Source organism: Nocardia vinacea NBRC 16497, assembly GCF_000308835.1.
Classification (GTDB): Bacteria; Actinomycetota; Actinomycetes; order Mycobacteriales; family Mycobacteriaceae; genus Nocardia; species Nocardia vinacea.
In genome coordinates this window covers 1-15,955 of sequence record NZ_BAGN01000216.1, presented here as the reverse complement: position 1 = coordinate 15,955, position 15,955 = coordinate 1, and the positions used below count along the sequence as shown (strand labels likewise).

The window sequence follows — 15,955 nt, the reverse complement described above, 5'->3', positions numbered from 1 at the left end:
GCTGATCACCTGCGGCCGAGACCGAGCTTGCGCGCGATCCGGGCGATCAGTTGAGACATCCTGGCCGGAACGAATCCGGCTCCGGAACCGTGACCGGCCGTACGCGGCCATTGTGAATCGCGGTGATCCGCCATCCCTCGGGGGTTCGGACCAGCACCATGGTCTGCCGCGACAGGCGGCGCTCGGGCAGTCGCGACCGCCACGGCATCAGCACCGACGCGGTGCCGTGCATGATCGCGACATCCGGTGTCACGTACCGGATCGACTCCAATTCGCCGACCAGGGCCGAACCGGCGAGCACACCGCGAAAGAGCTTGTCGTGGTTGGCCTGGTGTTCCTCACGGCCGATCGCGCGGGTGCCGTCGTAGGACACGTAATCGGAGTCGTCGGTGAACAACTCGCCGAATGCCGCGGCATCGCCCGAGAAGGGCTCGCCACCAGTTCCACCTGATCTTGATCATGACTTGGTGAAGATGCCCGCTGTCGCGGCTTGGGTGGCGGCTGCGGCGGCCGTGCGGGCGGCTGTGTCGTCGATTGGGTCGCCGCTGGCGAGCAGGCGGTAGTAGAGGGGGGAGGAGACGGCGGTCAGGACGGCGCGGGCGTCGGTGTTTTCGGGGATTTCGCCGCGGGCGATGGCGGCGTCGATGCAGGGGGTCCATTCGGTGAGGCGGATGTCGTAGAAGCGGCGTAGGGCGGCTGCGGCGGTTTCGTCGCAGGTGGCAGCGGCGATGACGGCCTGGAAGAGCTTGCCTTGGCGCGGGTCGGTGAGTGTTTTGGCGACCAGGCGGGCGTTGGCGGTGAGGTCGCCGAGCAGGGAGCCGGTATCCGCATGTGGCAGTGATTGTTCGGCCATATCGACGAGCAGGTCGGCGATGAGTCCCGTGGAGTTGCGCCAGCGGCGATAGGCCGTGGTCTTGCCGACCTCGGCGCGCGCTGCGACCTCGGTCAGATCCAGGTGCGCGAAACCGCGCTCGGCGAGTAGATCACCCGCCGCCTGCAGCACCGCCTCGCGGACGCGAGCAGTGCGCCCACCAGGGCGAATCGAGCCGGGGGTGGCATTGTCAGACTCCATAACGGAACTCCAGTTTCATTTGCTACGCGACGCGTGTATGGTTCAAATCGTTAACGGAACTATAGACCCTTTAGGAGTTATCATGGAGTACCGGCGGCTCGGCGCATCAGGTCTGCTCGTCCCGGCGCTGAGTTTCGGCGCGGGCACCTTCGGCGGGCGCGGCGAACTGTTCAGCGCGTGGGGCGATACCGATGCGGAGCAGGCGCGCCGACTGATCGATATCAGCCTGGATGCGGGCGTCACCATGTTCGATACCGCCGATGTCTATTCCGATGGCGCCTCCGAGGAAGTGCTCGGTGCTGCCATCAAGGGCAGGCGTGACCGACTGCTGCTGTCGACCAAGGCGAGTCTGCCGACCGGTCCCGGTCCGCTCGACGCAGGTTCCGGCCGTTCGCGCCTGATCAAGGCGGTCGAGGGCTCGCTGCGCAGGCTCGGCACGGACCACATCGACCTGTTCCAACTGCACGCCTTCGACGCGCACACCCCGGTCGAGGAAGTCGTTGCGGCACTGGACGATCTGGTGCGTGCGGGCAAGATCCGCTACCTCGGCGCCTCCAACTTCGCGGGCTGGCAGCTGATGAAATCCCTTGCCGCGGCGGACCGGCACGGCCTGACCCGCTACGTCGCCCATCAGGTCTACTACTCACTCGTCGGCCGCGACTACGAATGGGAGCTCATGCCGCTCGGCTTGGACCAAGGCGTCGGCGCGGTGGTGTGGAGCCCGCTCGGCTGGGGTCGGCTGACCGGGAAAATCCGCCGCGGCCAACCACTTCCGGAGGGCAGTCGTCTGCATCTGACCGCGGAGGCAGGTCCGCCGGTCGATGACGACAAGCTCTACGACGTGGTCGACGTACTCGACGAGCTCGCTGTGGAGACCGGTAAGACTGTCCCGCAGATCGCGCTCAACTGGCTGCTGCGCCGTCCAACGGTGTCGACCGTCATCGTCGGCGCGCGCAATGAGGAGCAGCTGCGCCAGAACCTCGGAGCGGTCGGCTGGGAGCTCGATGCCGAGCAGATCGCGCGACTCGACCAGGCTGGCGCGACTACTCCGGCGTACCCCTACTACCCGTACTACCGGCTGCCGGATTTTGCTCGGCTGAGTGCTCCCGCGGTGTGAGGGGATCGGCCACAGCGCCCAGCTCCTCCGCCGAACCCGCAGGATCGGAACAGGAATGGGCGCCGAGGCCACCCACCCTCAGTACACGTCGCGAACGTACCGCTTCTCGGCAACCAACTGCTTCCGGAACGCCAGCGCCCCGTCTTCGTCGAGCTTGCCGTGGATCCGGGCAATGGCCAGTAGGGTGTCGTCGACATCCTTGGCCATGCGTGCGGCATCACCGCACACATAGAAGTGCGCGCCGTCGCGCAGCCAGGACCACAGCTCAGCGCCGTGCTCGATCATCCGGTGCTGCACGTAGATCCGCTCGCGCTGATCGCGGGAGAAGGCCAGATCGAGCCGGGTGAGGAAGCCCGAGCGGAACATATCCTCCAATTCGGCTCGGTAGTAGAAGTTCTGGGCGGCATGCTGATCGCCGAAGAACAACCAGTTGCGGCCGCTGCAGCCGAGGGCACGGCGTTCCTGCAGGAAGCCGCGGAAGGGCGCGATGCCGGTGCCGGGGCCGACCATGATCATCGGTGCGGTCGGATCGAGCGGCGGCCGGAAGTGCGGGGCGCGCTGCAGGAAGATCGGCACCGCGGATTCGGCGGCGTCGGCGCGGTCGGCGAGGAAGGTCGAGCACACCCCGCCGCGCCGCGCGGCGGATCCGGTCGCGGCCGGATCGCCGTACCGGACGACACCCACGGTGAGCTGTACCTCGTCGGGGCTGACCAGCGGACTCGACGAAATCGAATATTGGCGCGGTTGCAGCTTTTTCAGCGTGCCGAGCCATTCGACGAGATCTGCGCGCACCGGGAAATCGCGCAGCACGTCGACGGCCTGTCGGTCCCACAGGTAGTTGTCGAGTTCATTGCGATTGTCGCGGCGCAGCAGTTTCGCCAGTCGGTTGTTGGGATTGCGTTCGGCGATGAAGGTGAGCAGATCGTGGCTGACCTTCGTGATGTCGTAGCGGGTCCGCAGCGCCTGAGCCAGCGGCAGTTCCTGGTCGTCGAGTTCGAGGATCCGACGACCGTCCAGCCCGGTCGCGCCGAGCCATTCGGCCACCATCGAATCGGCGTTCGCAGGCCAAATCCCGAGGGAATCGCCGACCTCGTAGTTCGCCTTCTGCCCGCGCAGGTCGAAGCCGAACTGGCGCACTTCTTTCGGCGAACCGGCATGCGACAGTGGTTCATTGCGCACCAGCGGTGCGGTCACCGGGGCGTTGCGGGTAAACGGCGCAGGACCCGGGTCCTGGTTTCGGCCGAGCGGCGGTGCGGTGCGGGGCAGCACCATCGTGACACCGGAGGATCGCGCGGGCGTCCGAGTTCCGATCGGCCCGGGCGGACCAACTTCGGGCGCACCGCCGTCGAGTGCGGCGAGCACCTCGTCGAGCCAGCGCGCCGCCGCCTCCTCGTAATCGGGTTCGCTGTCGACGCGTGCGAGCAGTCGGGTGGCCCCGCGTTCGGTCAGTTTCGCATCCAGTTTGCGACCGTGGCCGCAGAAGTCGTCATAGGAGGAGTCGCCGAGTGCGAAGACCGCGTACCGCATGCCGGTCAATCGGAGCACGCTGTCGTCCAGGCGTTCCCAGAAGTCGGTGCCGTTATCCGGCGGTCCGCCGTCGCCGAAGGTGCTGCTGATCACCAGCACATCGCCGGTCAGTTCGTGGAGGTCGCACGAGTCCATATCGAGCAGCCGCGGCGCGAAACCGGATTCGGCCAGACGCGCGGCCGCCGTTGCCGCGAACTCTTCGGCGGTTCCGGTCTGTGAAGCCCACAGCACGGTGATGGGACGCGCCGGTGCTTCGTCGGGACCATTGTCGACGGTCGCGGATTCGGTTGCCGCACTTCGCGAATACATTCCGGCCAGCAGTCCATCGATCCACAGCCGACTGTTCTTGGCCAGCGGTGCGGATTCGGGCAGCACCGGCTGACCCGTCACCGGAAGGGATTGCAGCGCCGAGAGATATCCAGCGAGGTAGATCCGCTCGGTCTCACTGAGCGTCGGTGCTGTGCCCGCGTCGAGCCCCAGCATGACCGCCAGCGGGTGCGACCCATGGTTCGCGGCGGTTTCCGGCACGCCCGCCGAAGGTTTTTCGGCCGCTTTCGGCATCACCGCGACCCGCCGCAACGACACCGCGCACGCCTTGAATTCGGGCTGCAACGAGTCCGGATCCACCGCGTCATTGGTCACGGCATTGATCGTCAGATACTCGCCCTGTTCGTCGTTCCAATGGAACGGCGCGAAGCAATCACCGGGCCGTACCCGGTCGCTGATCTGCACCGGCAGCACCGCTCGACCGCGCCGGGAGGCGATTTCGAGCTGGTCGCCCGTCTCGACCCCGAGCCGCTCGGCATCCTCGGGATGTACCTCGACGAACGGCTGGCCGGTCAACTTGGTCAGCTTGTCGATCTTGCCGGTCTTGGTCATGGTGTGCCACTGATGCTGCAGGCGGCCGGTATTCAGCATGAACGGGTAGTCGTCGTCGGGCATTTCCGCCGGCGCCAGATGCGGGCGCGGCCAGAACACCGCGCGGCGGCTCGGCGTCGCGAAGGACAACCGGGGCTGGTGCCCGGCATCGTCGACGAAAAGTTCCTGGCTGACACCGTCATTGCGGTAGCGGATCGGGTTGCGCGCGCGGTCGGGCTCGGCGCACGGCCACTGCATCGGCCCCTCGCGCAACCGCTCGTAGCTCATGCCACGCAGGTCGTATCCGGTGGTTGGATTGGCGAACTGCTTGATCTCGTCGAAAACCTCGGCACTGGAGGAGTATTCGAAACCCGCGAAGCCCATCGCGGTGGCGACCTGCGCGATCAGCGACCAGTCCGGACGGGCATCGCCGATCGGATCCACCGAGCGCTGCAGCAAAGTGACGTTGCGCTCCGAATTCACCATCACCGCATCGGCTTCGGCCCACAGCGTGGCGGGTAGCAGTATGTCGGCGTAGGAGTTGGTGGCCGTATCGGTGTAGGCGTCCTGCACGATGACCAGCTCGGCTGCCTCCAGGCCGCCGATCACCGTCTTCCGGTTGGCTACGGTGGCAACGGGATTGGTGCAGATGATCCAGGCCGCCTTGATCTGCCCCTCGGACAGCTGGCGGAACATCTCGATCGTGCCCGGTCCGGCTTCGGTGCGCAGCGTGCCCGGCTCGACGCCCCACGCGGTCTCCACGAAGCTGCGGTCGGCGGGGGAGAGCAGGCTGCGCTGCCCGGGCAAACCCGGACCCATATAACCCATTTCGCGCCCGCCCATGGCATTCGGCTGACCGGTCAGCGAGAACGGTCCGCTACCAGGACGACAAATAGCCCCGGTGGCCAGGTGCAGGTTGCAGAGCGCGTTGGTATTCCAGGTGCCGTGGGTGGACTGATTGAGTCCCATGGTCCACAGCGACATCCATTCGCCGGCTTCGCCGATCCAGCGCGCTGCTGTCCGGATATCGTCCTCGGCCAGCCCGGTGATCGCGGCGACCTGGTCCGGCGGGTAATCGGCGAGGAATTCGGGCATCGCCGCCCATCCCTCGGTGTGCTCGGCGATGAAGTCCGTATCGATATCACCGTTTTCGACGAGCAGGTGCAGCAGCCCGTTCAGCAGGGCGAGATCGGTACCCGGCGCGATCTGCAGGAACAGATCGGCCCGCGCCGCGGTATCGGTGCGTCGCGGATCTACCACGATCAGCTTCGCCCCCGCCTTGACCCGGTCGATCATGCGCAGATAGAGGATCGGGTGGCAGTCGGCCATATTCGCGCCGGTCACGAAGAACAGATCGGCGTGTTCGAAGTCGTCATAGGAGCCGGGCGGCCCGTCCGCGCCGAGCGACTGCTTGTAGCCGGTCCCGGCACTGGCCATGCACAGCCGGGAATTGGCCTCGATGTGCTTGGTCCGCAGATACCCCTTGGCCAGCTTGGTCGCCAGGTACTGCGCCTCGAGCGACATCTGCCCGGAGACGTACAGCGCGACGGCGTCCGGTCCGTGTTCGTCCAGGATCGCCCGCAGCCGGGTGGCCACCTCGTGCACCGCCTCGTCGACGGGCACCGGCACCGGTACCTGACCGCGCTCGGGCCGCCGGTACGCGGTCTCCATCCGCCCCGGCGTCGTCATCAACTCCAGGTGGGTCGCGCCCTTGGTGCACAGCCGACCCGCATTCGTCGGATGCAGTTTGTCACCGCGGACCTTGGCGATGACCGGCGCACCGTCCGCACCCGCGCGGGTCTCGACGACGATGCCGCAGCCGACGCCGCAGTACGAGCACGCCGTTCTGGCGGTGCTCGCGCGATCGGTGCCTGCATCGGTCATGCCACCGATCATGCGCACCGCCGATTGCGGCCGATTTACCCAACGTTATCGACAGATGACAATTGACCTCACCGCAGCAAACTTCCCCCGTGAGGTGTGGCGTACGCCACGAAAATATGCCGCGACCAGGTGCTCAGCGCAATTCGGCGGTCAGCCCATTTTGTAAGCGCGGTGCAGTGCGACGATGCCGCCGGTCAGATTGCGCCATTTCACCGACGACCAGCCCGCATCGGCGATCCGCAGCGCCAACTGCCGCTGATTCGGCCAGGCCCGGATGGATTCGGCGAGGTAGACGTAGGCATCCGGATTACTGCTCACCGCCACCGCGACCTTCGGCAGCGCCTTCATCAGGTATTCCAGATAGATGGTGCTGAAGATCGGCACGATCGGTGTGGAGAACTCACAGACCACCATCCGCCCGCCCGGCTTGGTGACCCGCAGCATCTCGCGCAGCGCGGCATCGGTCTCGGAGATATTGCGCAGACCGTAGGAGATGGTCACCGCGTCGAACGAATCGTCGGCGAAGGGCAGTGCGGTCGCATCGGCGGCGACCATCGGCACATTGCGGAATTTGCCCGCGGCGAGCATGCCCTGGGAGAAGTCGGCCGCCAGGCACCAGGCACCGGATTTCGCCAGGTCCAGCGTAGAAATGCCGGTGCCTGCGGCGAGGTCGAGCACGCGCTCACCCGGCCGCGGCGCCACTGCTTTGCGCACCGCCCAGCGCCAATATCGGTCCTGTCCCAAGGAGATGACGGTGTTGGTCAGGTCGTACCGCTTCGCGACCCCGTCGAACATCGACGCGACCTCGTGCGGCTGCTTGTCCAGCGAAGCCCGAACCGGTTCCCGCTGCTCTGTTTTCGCCACGCCCCGAACCTACCGCGCGTAACACATGCCGGGCGAGACTCCCGCGCCGAACTGGCCCAGACAATCCGTGTCACCATCGGACGCGCCGGTCTTTTCCGTGGTCACACCCGGTAATCGGCTTTCGGAGGTCGCGAAACTCACAAACGGATCACGCGGTGTGCGGCAGCTGGGTCCGAATCCCCGTGACGTCGGCGTAGTGGCCCATCAATTCGGTACAGATGGCAGGCCATGTCCGGTGCAGCACCGACTTGCGAGCGGCCGCGGCGAATCGCGCCCGCAATACCGGATCACGAAGCGCCGCAACCGCACTGGGTAACAGCTCGGTGAAGCGATCCACCGGCAGCAGGTAGCCGTTGCGGCAGTGCGCGATGAGATCGCGCGGTCCGCCCGCATCCGGCCCGATCACCGGAACCCCGGCGGCCAGCGCCTCCTGCACGCCCTGACAGAAAGTCTCGTGCTCCCCCGCGTGCACCATCACATCCAGGCTCGCATACGCCTGCGCCAGCCCGTCGCCGCCGAGCTCACCGGTGAAGACCGCGCTGGGCATCATCCGAGCCAACCGCGCCCGCTCCGGCCCGTCTCCGACGATCACCAGCTGGATCGCCGGATCGCTCGCCAGCACCGCGAGCCGCTCCACATGCTTCTCGGGGGCCAGCCGACCGACGAACCCCACGAGCAGCTTGTCCTGCCCGCGTAACCAGGACGCCCGCAGCTCCGGTCGCTTCGCCGACGGTGTGAACCGGCCGATATCGACACCGCGACCCCAGCGGTGCACCCGGGGGATACCGTGGCGCCCCAGATCCTCGGCCGCCGCCCGCGACGGTGCCAGCGTCCGTGTCGCGCCCTCGTGAATCCGTCGCGTCCAGGCCCAGGCCGCCCGACTGGCCAGCCCCAGTCCGTAACTCTTCGCGAATCCGGCCACATCGGTCTGATAGATCGCGACCGTGGGCAGATCCAACCGCATCGCCGCACCGAGACCACCCGCGCCGAGCAGGAAGGGCGAGGCCAGATGCACCACATCGGCATCGAATTCGTTGATCGCGGCGGTGATCCCGGGCTGCGGCAGCCCCACCGGCAGCGAGCTGACCTTCGGCACCATCACCGCTGGTACCAGATGCACCGGGAACCTTTTGTAGACCCGTGGGGCGGCGGGCAGCCCGTGCGGCGTATCCGGCGCGATCACCAGCGCCTCGTGCCCGTGCTGGTCCAGGTGGTCCAGCACCCGGAGCACGGAATTGACGACGCCGTTCATATTCGGCAGGAACGACTCCGAAACGATGGCTACTCGCACCATCCCAGGTTGACCCGTGCAACGCGCCACGCCGTCACGTCGAAATGACCGATACGCAAAGATCCGGCGAACTGTCGGGGCTGCTCGACTCAGGCGGCGCCGGCCGCCGCGCGAGATCCGTTCATCGGGCCGGGCGTGCGGCGTTGTGCACGCAGTAGCAGCCACATCGTGGGCAACGCGACCGCCCACACCACCAGGATCACCGATAGCGCGGGCTGAATCGCGACCCGCACATCACGCCCGGCCACCCGGACCAGATCCGGATCCTTGCGGTTGTACTCCACATTGATCCGCTCACCTGCGGTGAGGTTGGTCGGATACAGCACCCCGACCTTCGGATTGTGCGTCTTCCCGTCCGGTGTGACATAGATGACCGCCGAACGCAGCCGCCCGGCCGAGAGCACCTCGGCGGAGGTCACGCCCTTGTCGGAGCTGATCAGATAGTCGTTGCGCCAGGCGGCCAGCACCAGCAGCACGATGAGGGCGCTGAGGAAGACGGCCGCCGTCAGCACCCCTATCCTGGCCCGCCGCAGGCGGTTCGAACGCCTTTCAGACTGGCTGGTTTCCGACACCACAACAGGCTACTTGCCGCCTCCGATACCGTTTGCGCCCATGTCCCGAAAATTCAGCTTCACCGTGCCCTACGCCGTCCCGGTCGAAGATCTTCACCGGGCACTCACCACCGATGACTTCTGGCAGTCCCGGTTCGCCGGTGCGCAGACCGCCACGCTCGATCTCTCGCATCCGCAGGGCGCGGGCACCATCCGCATACATATGACCGAAAAGGCAAGCGATGACAAGGTTCCCGGCATCGTGAGCAAGGTACTCAAGAATGAACTGGTGCTCTCGCGCACCGACAATTGGCAGGCGTTGGACGGCGAAATCGCGAAGGGCACCTTCGAGGGCGCCACCGGCGGCATCAACAGCGAAATGTCGGGCACCTACGAACTGCGCCCGACGGCCGAGGGTTCCGAGATCGAGGTGGCCGGCACCGTGCAGGTGAAGCTGCCACTGGTCGGCGGTGCCATCGAACCGCTCGCCGAGCAGTTGCATCATCGGGTGCTCGAGAGCGAGCGCAAACACATCGAGGAGTGGGTCGCCGCGCAGGCGAGCGCCTGACCCGTTCCGAACGCCGGGGCGTGCCGGGCTCATCGGCTAGGCGAAATCCTCCGGGCTGAATTCCTTGGGCTCCACCAGCACCAGCCAGTTGCCGGAGTTGTCCCGGATGATCGCCTCGGTGCCATAGGGCCGTTCGGCGGGCGGCTGGATGAACTCCACGCCCTTGGCGGTCAATTCCTCGAAGGTCTTCTGGCAGTCGTCGGTCTTCAGGCCGAGCGCGCCGTGGGTGCCATTGGCCAGGGCCCGGCGGATGGCGTCGGCGAGATTGTCATCCAGCGGCGGTCCCGGAATCATCAGGGTGACCTCGAGTTCCGGATGATCGGGATGTGCGATGCTGACCCAGCGGAATCCGTTGTCGCCCATCGTCAGATCCGTGCGCTCGACGAACCCCAGCTTTTCGGTGTACCACTGCTTGGCCGCATCCTGGTCGGTGACGTACACGGTGACCAGCGAGACATTCGTAATAGTCATGCCCAAAGGCTAGGAAACGCGTCGACCTGAACGCTTCTCCGAAATTGCTGAGCTGTGCGAACCGCTCGGCCTCAGTCCCGCGGCTTGCGATCCGACAGCCCGTGCATGAACACATAACAGCCAGGAATCCGTGGCGCGCCGTCCGCGAACTTGGCCTGATACTCCGACGGCGTCACCCCGACCAACTGCCGGAACTTACTGCTGAACGACCCGAGACTGCTGTATCCCACCAGCATGCATACTTCGGTCACGGTGAGGTTGGTGGCCCGCAGATAATCCTGTGCCCGCTCGATCCGCCGCTCCGCCAGATACGCCGCGGGCGTCACGCCGTACACGGCCGCGAACGCGCGCAGGAAGTGATACTTCGAAACCCCTGCGGCGGCAGCCAATTCGTCCAGATTCAACGGCTCGGCATAGTTCCGGTCCGCAAGATCTCGCGCCCGCCGCAGATGCGGAAGTAGGTAGAGCGCGGGCAATCCGGTCATCTCAGGTGAAGGGTGCGAGTTCGTCGAAGCGGTAGGACGCTCGACCCGCGGCCCGCCAGGCCCTTGCCGTCAGATCCAGATCCTCATCGGTGACCAGATTGCCCATCACCCGAACCGCGGTGCGCTGTAGATACTTCGACCGCATCACCGGCGGCCCGCCCATCGGCACCATTCTGGGGTGGGTCGCCAGACCGGCGATCCGCCGCGCCACCGAGAACGTCCGCCCGTAGCGGGTACGCAAGAGCTCCGGCCACACCGTCGTGAGATCCGGTTCGTCCAGCAGATCGGCGAGCATGTGCCCGCCCTCCAGTCCGTAATCGATGCCCTCGCCGTTGAGCGGATTCACACAGCCCGCGGCATCGCCGATCAGCACCCAATTGAGCCCCGCGACATTCGATACCGCCCCGCCCATCGGCAGCAGTGCGGACGCGACCGCCCGCAGCGAACCCTCGAACTGCCACTCCTCGCGGCGCAACGAGGTGTAGTGCTCCAGCAGCGGTTTCAGCGCGATATGCGAGGGCCGCTGCTCGGTGGCCAGCGAGCCGACGCCGATATTCACCTCGCCATTGCCGAGCGGGAACACCCAGCCGTAGCCGGGTACCAAGTCGCCGTCGGCATTGCGCAGCTCCAGATGCGAGGTGATCCACTGGTCGTCGCTGCGCGCGGATTTGATGTAGGCGCGGGCCGCGGTGCCATAGGCGTACTGCCGATGCCAGGTGCGCCCGAGCAGTTTTCCGATCGGGGAGCGGACACCGTCGGCGACCACGAGCGTCTTGCATCCGATCGAACGGGTGCCCTCCGCCGTCTGCACCGTCACACCCGTGACGCGATCACCCTCTCGGATGACATCGATCACTTTCGTGCCATCCAGCATCCTGGCCCCGGACTTCACCGCTGTCTCACGCAGCTTGTCGTCGAGTTCGGTTCGGGGAACGGCACTTCCATACGTCGGGAAGGAGCCGCCCGGCCACGGCAGCTTGGCCTCGCGACCGAAACCCGTCAGCCGCAGGCCGTGGTTCACGGTGTGCGCGCGCAGCCAGTCGCCGAGCCCGAGGTGCTCCAATTCGGCGGTCGCGCGCGGGGTGAGTCCATCGCCGCAGGTCTTGTCACGTGGGAAGACGGCTGAATCGATGAGCAGGACATCGCGACCGGCCCGCGCGGCCCAGGTGGCGGCGGCCGATCCGGCCGGCCCGGCACCGACCACGAGTACTTCGGTCTGTGTGGGAATCGCGCTCTGCGTCTCCCCGTCCCCGCCGACGGGGGTGACATCCGGTGAACCCATGCGCTCAATACTCGCAGGAGCATTCGGTTCGTGTCGATGGAGCCCGCCCGTGGCGCAGACCATGCGATCGATGAGGTCGGAAAACGATATGGAAGGGTGTCTGATACACCGCATAGTGACGGTGTTCATGGGCCGCGCGGCGGGGACACGCTAGGTTCTCTACCGTGGGGTCGGACGCATCGCTGGGAGAAGAGATGAGCACATCGGCTGTGAGTGATGAGAGCACGGTGGTGGCCGGAGTCGATCTCGGTGATACCGAGCTCGCGGAGACCGTGCGCAATGGCCTCATCGATGTCGAAAAACTCCTGATCGATGAGCTGTCCGACGGCGAGCTGTTCCTACAGGAGGCGGCGCTGCATCTGGCCAAGGCCGGGGGCAAGCGATTCCGCCCGCTGTTCACCATCCTCACCGGTCAGCTCGGTCCGCGCCCCACCGATCCGGCGCTGATCACTGCGGGCACCGTGGTCGAGCTGGTGCACCTGGCGACTCTGTACCACGACGACGTGATGGACGAGGCCCCGATGCGCCGCGGCGCCCCGAGCGTGAATTCGCGCTGGGGCAACAGCATCGCCATCCTCGCCGGCGACTATCTCTTCGCACACGCGTCACGGCTCACCTCGACCCTCGGCCCCGATGCGGTGCGGATCATCGCCGAAACCTTCGCCGAACTGGTCACCGGTCAGATGCGGGAAACCATGGGCGCCCGCGAATCCCAGGATCCGGTCGAGCATTACCTGCGTGTGGTCTGGGAGAAGACCGGCTCGCTGATCGCCGCCGCCGGGCGCTTCGGCGGCACCTTCTCCGGTGCCGATGCCGAACACGTCGAGCGGTTGGCCCGGCTCGGCGATGCTGTCGGCACCGCCTTCCAGATCTCCGACGACATCATCGACATCTCCTCGGCCGCCGAACAATCCGGTAAAACGCCGGGCACCGACCTGCGCGAGGGCGTGCACACCCTGCCGGTGCTGTACGCGCTGCGCGACGAGGGCGCCGACGGCGACCGCCTGCGCAAACTGCTGGCCCACCCGCTGCAGACCGACGACGAGGTCGAGGAGGCGCTGTCCCTGCTCGCCCACTCCCGCGGCATGGTGCTGGCCAAGGAGAAGCTGCAGAGCTACGCCGATATCGCGCACGCCGAACTCTCCGCGCTGCCGTCGGGCCCGGCCAACGACGCCCTCGAGCGCCTGGTCCGCTACACCATCGAACGCGTCGGCTAGTGGTTCGCCCCGGCGCGCCGGACTGGATCACATCCGGAACTTTGCCCACGATCTCTATCGTTGATCTGCCGTAAGACACTCGACGAACGGGGGAGTGGGCAAGGAGACCTATGCACGGGCACGGGTATACGAATGGGCTGAAGACGTTCGGGCTCATGGTCGGCCTCTCGGCCTTGATCGTGTTCGCCGGAGCGATGTTCCGCAGCCCGATGATTCTCTTCCTGGCGATCCTGCTTGCCGTCGGCATGAATGCCTACGCCTATTTCTACAGCGACAAGATCGCGCTCAAGGCCATGCACGCGCAGCCGGTCAGCGAGCTGGAGGCCCCGGTCATCTATCGCATCGTGCGCGAGCTCGCGACCACCGCGCGTCAGCCGATGCCGCGGCTCTATATCAGCCCGACCAACGCCCCCAACGCCTTCGCGACCGGACGCAATCCGCGCCACGCCGCGGTCTGCTGTACCAGCGGCATCCTGCAGATCCTCGATGAGCGCGAACTACGCGCGGTGCTCGGCCACGAGCTATCGCACGTCTACAACCGCGACATCCTGATCTCCTCGATCGCGGGCGCACTGGCCGCGGTCATCTCCGGCCTGGCCAACCTGGCCTTCTTCGCCTCGATGTTCGGCGGCAACCGCAATGGCGAGGGCCCCAATATCCTCGGCGTGATTCTGGTGACGCTGCTCGGCCCGATCGCCGCGACCCTGGTCAAATTGGCCGTCTCGCGCTCCCGCGAATATCAAGCCGACCGATCCGGTGCCGAGCTGACCGGCGATCCGCTCGCCTTGGCCTCGGCGCTGCGCAAGCTGGAGCGCGGCGTACAGGCCGCCCCGCTGCCCCCTGAGCCGCAGCTGACGGCCCAGTCGCACTTGATGATCGCCAACCCGTTCCGGGCCGGTGAGCGTGCGGCACGCCTGTTCTCCACCCACCCTCCGATGGCCGATCGCATCGCCCGGCTCGAGGAAATGGCGGGCGGGCCCCGCAACTACTGATCGGTGGGCCCGACGCGCTCAATCGTGTTCGGCCGCGAGTTCCTGTTCGTAGGCCCGTAGCGTCTCGACGAACATCCGCCGCTGCTCGGCATTCAATGGCTCGAGCACCTTCCGCCACGCCCGCGCGCTGCCACCGAGCCAGGCATTGACCGACTTCTCGTGCGCTGCTGCGATGGCGACGATGGTCCGACGGCGATCCGCCGCATCCGAGCGTCGCTCGAGTACTCCCTGACGGCTCAGATCGCCAACCATCAGGCTGACCGTCGTCGGCGCGACTTCCAGCCGCGCCGCCAGCTCGTTCACCGTCATCGGCCCCTCGAACACCAGATTCGCCAGCAGTGACAGATGCCGCGGAGCAAGCGAAAACGATTGCAACTCATCGGGAACGCGCATCTTCTTGGCTCGCCCGACCACCCGCGGCATCAGCAGCAGCAGACTCCGGATGCCCTCCTCCACCCCGATGCCACGCGCACCCGTTGACATCCCGCACACCTCCAAATAATCTTTGCTTACAAAATGATTTTGCTTGCAAAGCAAAATCTAATCTCTCTGGCAAGGCTAGTACCAGCGGTTGCCGGTCCGCCCGGCGATCCGGAAGGACGCAGGACATGACAGATGCACAGCCGACTTCGGCGGCGGATTTCAATGCGGCGATCATCGAGGAGTTCCGCGCGAACGCGGGGTCGGTCGGCGCGATGTTCGAGGGTGTACCGCTAATCCTGCTGACCACGGTCGGCGCGAAAAGCGGACGTGAGCACACGACGCCGGTCGTCTATTACCGAGACGGCGATCGTTTACTGATCTTCGGCTCGAACGGTGGCGCCGACACCCATCCGGCGTGGTTCTACAACGTGCGGCGGAATCCGGCCGTCACCGTGGAGATCGGCGAAGCGGCCGGCGTCGAGACTTTTCGGGCAACCGCAACAGTGCTGGTGGGTGCCGAGCGCGACCAGCGCTACGCCGAGCAGGCCGAACGCGATCCGGCGTTTGCCGCATATCAAGCGGGAACTTCGAGAGTTATACCGGTGATCGCGCTGTATCGGGAACAGCGATCCGCGATCGGCCGCCGCGGGGTGATCGTCGGTGCGGCGGTCGCCGCGACCGTGGTGGCGGGTGTCTCCGCCGCGATCGTCGGCTCGGGTGATGCGGCCCCGCGGCAGGCGGCCCCACGCGCGGTCGCTATCGGCGACCATCTACGGACCGTGCACGAGCAATTGCGGCGCGATCTCGCGACGGTTCGCACGCAACTCGATCAGCTCGACGATTCGAGTGAAATCCCAAGCCTGCCAATGGATCTGCGCAGCCACTGTGTCGCATTCTGTGGTGCGCTGCATGAGCATCACACCAATGAGGACGGTGTCTTTCCGGCGCTGGTCCGCAGCCATCCCGAATTGGCTCCGGTGGTCGAGCGGCTGCAGCGTGAGCACGGTGTGGTTGCCCTGGCACTCGCCGAATTGCAGCAGTTGCTGAACAGTGCCGACCCGGTCCGTTTGCGTACCGAATTCGACCGTCTCGCAAATGAATTGGAAACCCATTTTACTTACGAAGAGGACGAACTCGTGGCAACCCTGAATGCGACCGACCCGGCCGCACTTCGACAGCGGTAAATGCCCGCAGAAATGAGAAACCCCCGCCGATCATGATGATCGACGGGGGTTTTCGGTGGCAGGTGTAGGATTCGAACCTACGTAGGCTTTCACCGACAGATTTACAGTCTGCTCCCATTGGCCGCTCGGGCAACCTGCCATCGCGCTTCTCGGCGCGCAGAGCAGCTTA

Annotated in this window: 15 protein-coding genes and 1 tRNA gene; 5 read left to right on the top strand and 11 right to left on the bottom strand. The window is 66.1% G+C overall.

What is annotated here, in order from left to right; all coding sequences use genetic code 11:
* Nucleotides 1-46 precede the first annotated feature (46 nt).
* A complete protein-coding gene (locus ON44_RS30020) occupies nt 47-397 on the bottom strand; it encodes an SgcJ/EcaC family oxidoreductase (RefSeq protein ID WP_218007657.1) in 351 nt (116 codons plus the stop codon).
* Nucleotides 398-457: 60 nt separating this feature from the next.
* Nucleotides 458-1,072 (bottom strand): TetR/AcrR family transcriptional regulator, encoded by a 615-nt coding sequence (locus tag ON44_RS30015; RefSeq protein ID WP_040696120.1) that lies wholly within the window; start codon nt 1,070-1,072, stop codon nt 458-460.
* Nucleotides 1,073-1,154: 82 nt separating this feature from the next.
* Here ON44_RS30015 and ON44_RS30010 point away from each other — a divergent pair, with 82 nt between their 5' ends.
* Nucleotides 1,155-2,189, top strand: a complete 1,035-nt coding sequence (locus ON44_RS30010; RefSeq protein WP_040696118.1) for an aldo/keto reductase — start codon at nt 1,155-1,157, stop codon at nt 2,187-2,189.
* Between the two features lie 78 nt (nt 2,190-2,267).
* Here ON44_RS30010 and ON44_RS30005 read toward each other — a convergent pair whose 3' ends face one another.
* The 4 genes from ON44_RS30005 to ON44_RS29990 form a co-directional block, all read right to left on the bottom strand.
* The gene (locus tag ON44_RS30005; protein ID WP_040696126.1) at nt 2,268-6,458 is read right to left on the bottom strand and encodes a bifunctional nitrate reductase/sulfite reductase flavoprotein subunit alpha; all 4,191 of its coding nucleotides are present in this window, start codon (nt 6,456-6,458) and stop codon (nt 2,268-2,270) included.
* 150 nt (nt 6,459-6,608) lie between these two features.
* Nucleotides 6,609-7,322 (bottom strand): demethylmenaquinone methyltransferase, encoded by a 714-nt coding sequence (locus ON44_RS30000; protein ID WP_040696117.1) that lies wholly within the window; start codon nt 7,320-7,322, stop codon nt 6,609-6,611.
* A gap of 148 nt (nt 7,323-7,470) precedes the next feature.
* Complete coding sequence (locus tag ON44_RS29995) at nt 7,471-8,613, bottom strand: glycosyltransferase family 4 protein (RefSeq protein WP_040696124.1); 1,143 nt, start codon at nt 8,611-8,613, stop codon at nt 7,471-7,473.
* Nucleotides 8,614-8,702: 89 nt separating this feature from the next.
* Nucleotides 8,703-9,185 (bottom strand): DUF3592 domain-containing protein, encoded by a 483-nt coding sequence (locus ON44_RS29990; RefSeq protein WP_051182594.1) that lies wholly within the window; start codon nt 9,183-9,185, stop codon nt 8,703-8,705.
* Nucleotides 9,186-9,225: 40 nt separating this feature from the next.
* On the opposite strand from ON44_RS29990, the gene ON44_RS29985 reads away from it, so the two are divergent.
* Nucleotides 9,226-9,732 carry a DUF2505 domain-containing protein gene (locus tag ON44_RS29985; RefSeq protein WP_040696115.1) on the top strand — a complete coding sequence of 169 codons (507 nt, stop codon included), beginning with the start codon at nt 9,226-9,228 and terminating at the stop codon, nt 9,730-9,732.
* A gap of 36 nt (nt 9,733-9,768) precedes the next feature.
* Here ON44_RS29985 and ON44_RS29980 read toward each other — a convergent pair whose 3' ends face one another.
* The 3 genes from ON44_RS29980 to ON44_RS29970 form a co-directional block, all read right to left on the bottom strand.
* Nucleotides 9,769-10,203: a VOC family protein gene (locus ON44_RS29980; protein WP_040696111.1), complete on the bottom strand. Its 435-nt coding sequence runs from the start codon at nt 10,201-10,203 to the stop codon at nt 9,769-9,771.
* 71 nt (nt 10,204-10,274) lie between these two features.
* Nucleotides 10,275-10,688 carry a helix-turn-helix transcriptional regulator gene (locus ON44_RS29975; RefSeq protein WP_040696108.1) on the bottom strand — a complete coding sequence of 138 codons (414 nt, stop codon included), beginning with the start codon at nt 10,686-10,688 and terminating at the stop codon, nt 10,275-10,277.
* Between the two features lies 1 nt (nt 10,689).
* On the bottom strand, nt 10,690-11,970 hold the full coding sequence (locus ON44_RS29970; RefSeq protein WP_040696105.1) for a geranylgeranyl reductase family protein: 1,281 nt from the start codon (nt 11,968-11,970) through the stop codon (nt 10,690-10,692).
* Between the two features lie 194 nt (nt 11,971-12,164).
* Here ON44_RS29970 and ON44_RS29965 point away from each other — a divergent pair, with 194 nt between their 5' ends.
* Complete coding sequence (locus tag ON44_RS29965; protein WP_040696101.1) at nt 12,165-13,187, top strand: polyprenyl synthetase family protein; 1,023 nt, start codon at nt 12,165-12,167, stop codon at nt 13,185-13,187.
* Between the two features lie 110 nt (nt 13,188-13,297).
* Entirely contained in the window at nt 13,298-14,179 is an 882-nt protein-coding gene (htpX, locus tag ON44_RS29960) for a zinc metalloprotease HtpX (RefSeq protein ID WP_040696098.1), read from the top strand.
* Between the two features lie 18 nt (nt 14,180-14,197).
* On the opposite strand, the gene ON44_RS29955 is transcribed toward htpX, so the two are convergent.
* Entirely contained in the window at nt 14,198-14,662 is a 465-nt protein-coding gene (locus ON44_RS29955) for a MarR family transcriptional regulator (RefSeq protein ID WP_040696095.1), read from the bottom strand.
* Here ON44_RS29955 and ON44_RS53805 point away from each other — a divergent pair.
* On the top strand, nt 14,656-15,786 hold the full coding sequence (locus tag ON44_RS53805) for a nitroreductase/quinone reductase family protein (protein WP_218007656.1): 1,131 nt from the start codon (nt 14,656-14,658) through the stop codon (nt 15,784-15,786). The genes ON44_RS29955 and ON44_RS53805 overlap by 7 nt on opposite strands.
* Nucleotides 15,787-15,842: 56 nt before the next feature.
* Here the strand turns inward: ON44_RS53805 and ON44_RS29945 are convergent.
* Nucleotides 15,843-15,925: transfer RNA gene (locus ON44_RS29945), tRNA-Tyr, on the bottom strand.
* Nucleotides 15,926-15,955: the final 30 nt, after the last annotated feature.

Coding starts and splice junctions, on each gene's coding strand:
- ON44_RS30015 (WP_040696120.1), bottom strand. CDS start 1,072: ATGGAGTCTGACAATGCCACCCCCGGCTCGATTCGCCCTGGTGGGCGC.
- ON44_RS30010 (WP_040696118.1), top strand. CDS start 1,155: ATGGAGTACCGGCGGCTCGGCGCATCAGGTCTGCTCGTCCCGGCGCTG.
- ON44_RS30005 (WP_040696126.1), bottom strand. CDS start 6,458: ATGACCGATGCAGGCACCGATCGCGCGAGCACCGCCAGAACGGCGTGC.
- ON44_RS29985 (WP_040696115.1), top strand. CDS start 9,226: ATGTCCCGAAAATTCAGCTTCACCGTGCCCTACGCCGTCCCGGTCGAA.
- ON44_RS29980 (WP_040696111.1), bottom strand. CDS start 10,203: ATGACTATTACGAATGTCTCGCTGGTCACCGTGTACGTCACCGACCAG.
- ON44_RS29975 (WP_040696108.1), bottom strand. CDS start 10,688: ATGACCGGATTGCCCGCGCTCTACCTACTTCCGCATCTGCGGCGGGCG.
- ON44_RS29970 (WP_040696105.1), bottom strand. CDS start 11,970: ATGGGTTCACCGGATGTCACCCCCGTCGGCGGGGACGGGGAGACGCAG.
- ON44_RS29965 (WP_040696101.1), top strand. CDS start 12,165: ATGAGCACATCGGCTGTGAGTGATGAGAGCACGGTGGTGGCCGGAGTC.
- htpX (WP_040696098.1), top strand. CDS start 13,298: ATGCACGGGCACGGGTATACGAATGGGCTGAAGACGTTCGGGCTCATG.
- ON44_RS29955 (WP_040696095.1), bottom strand. CDS start 14,662: ATGTCAACGGGTGCGCGTGGCATCGGGGTGGAGGAGGGCATCCGGAGT.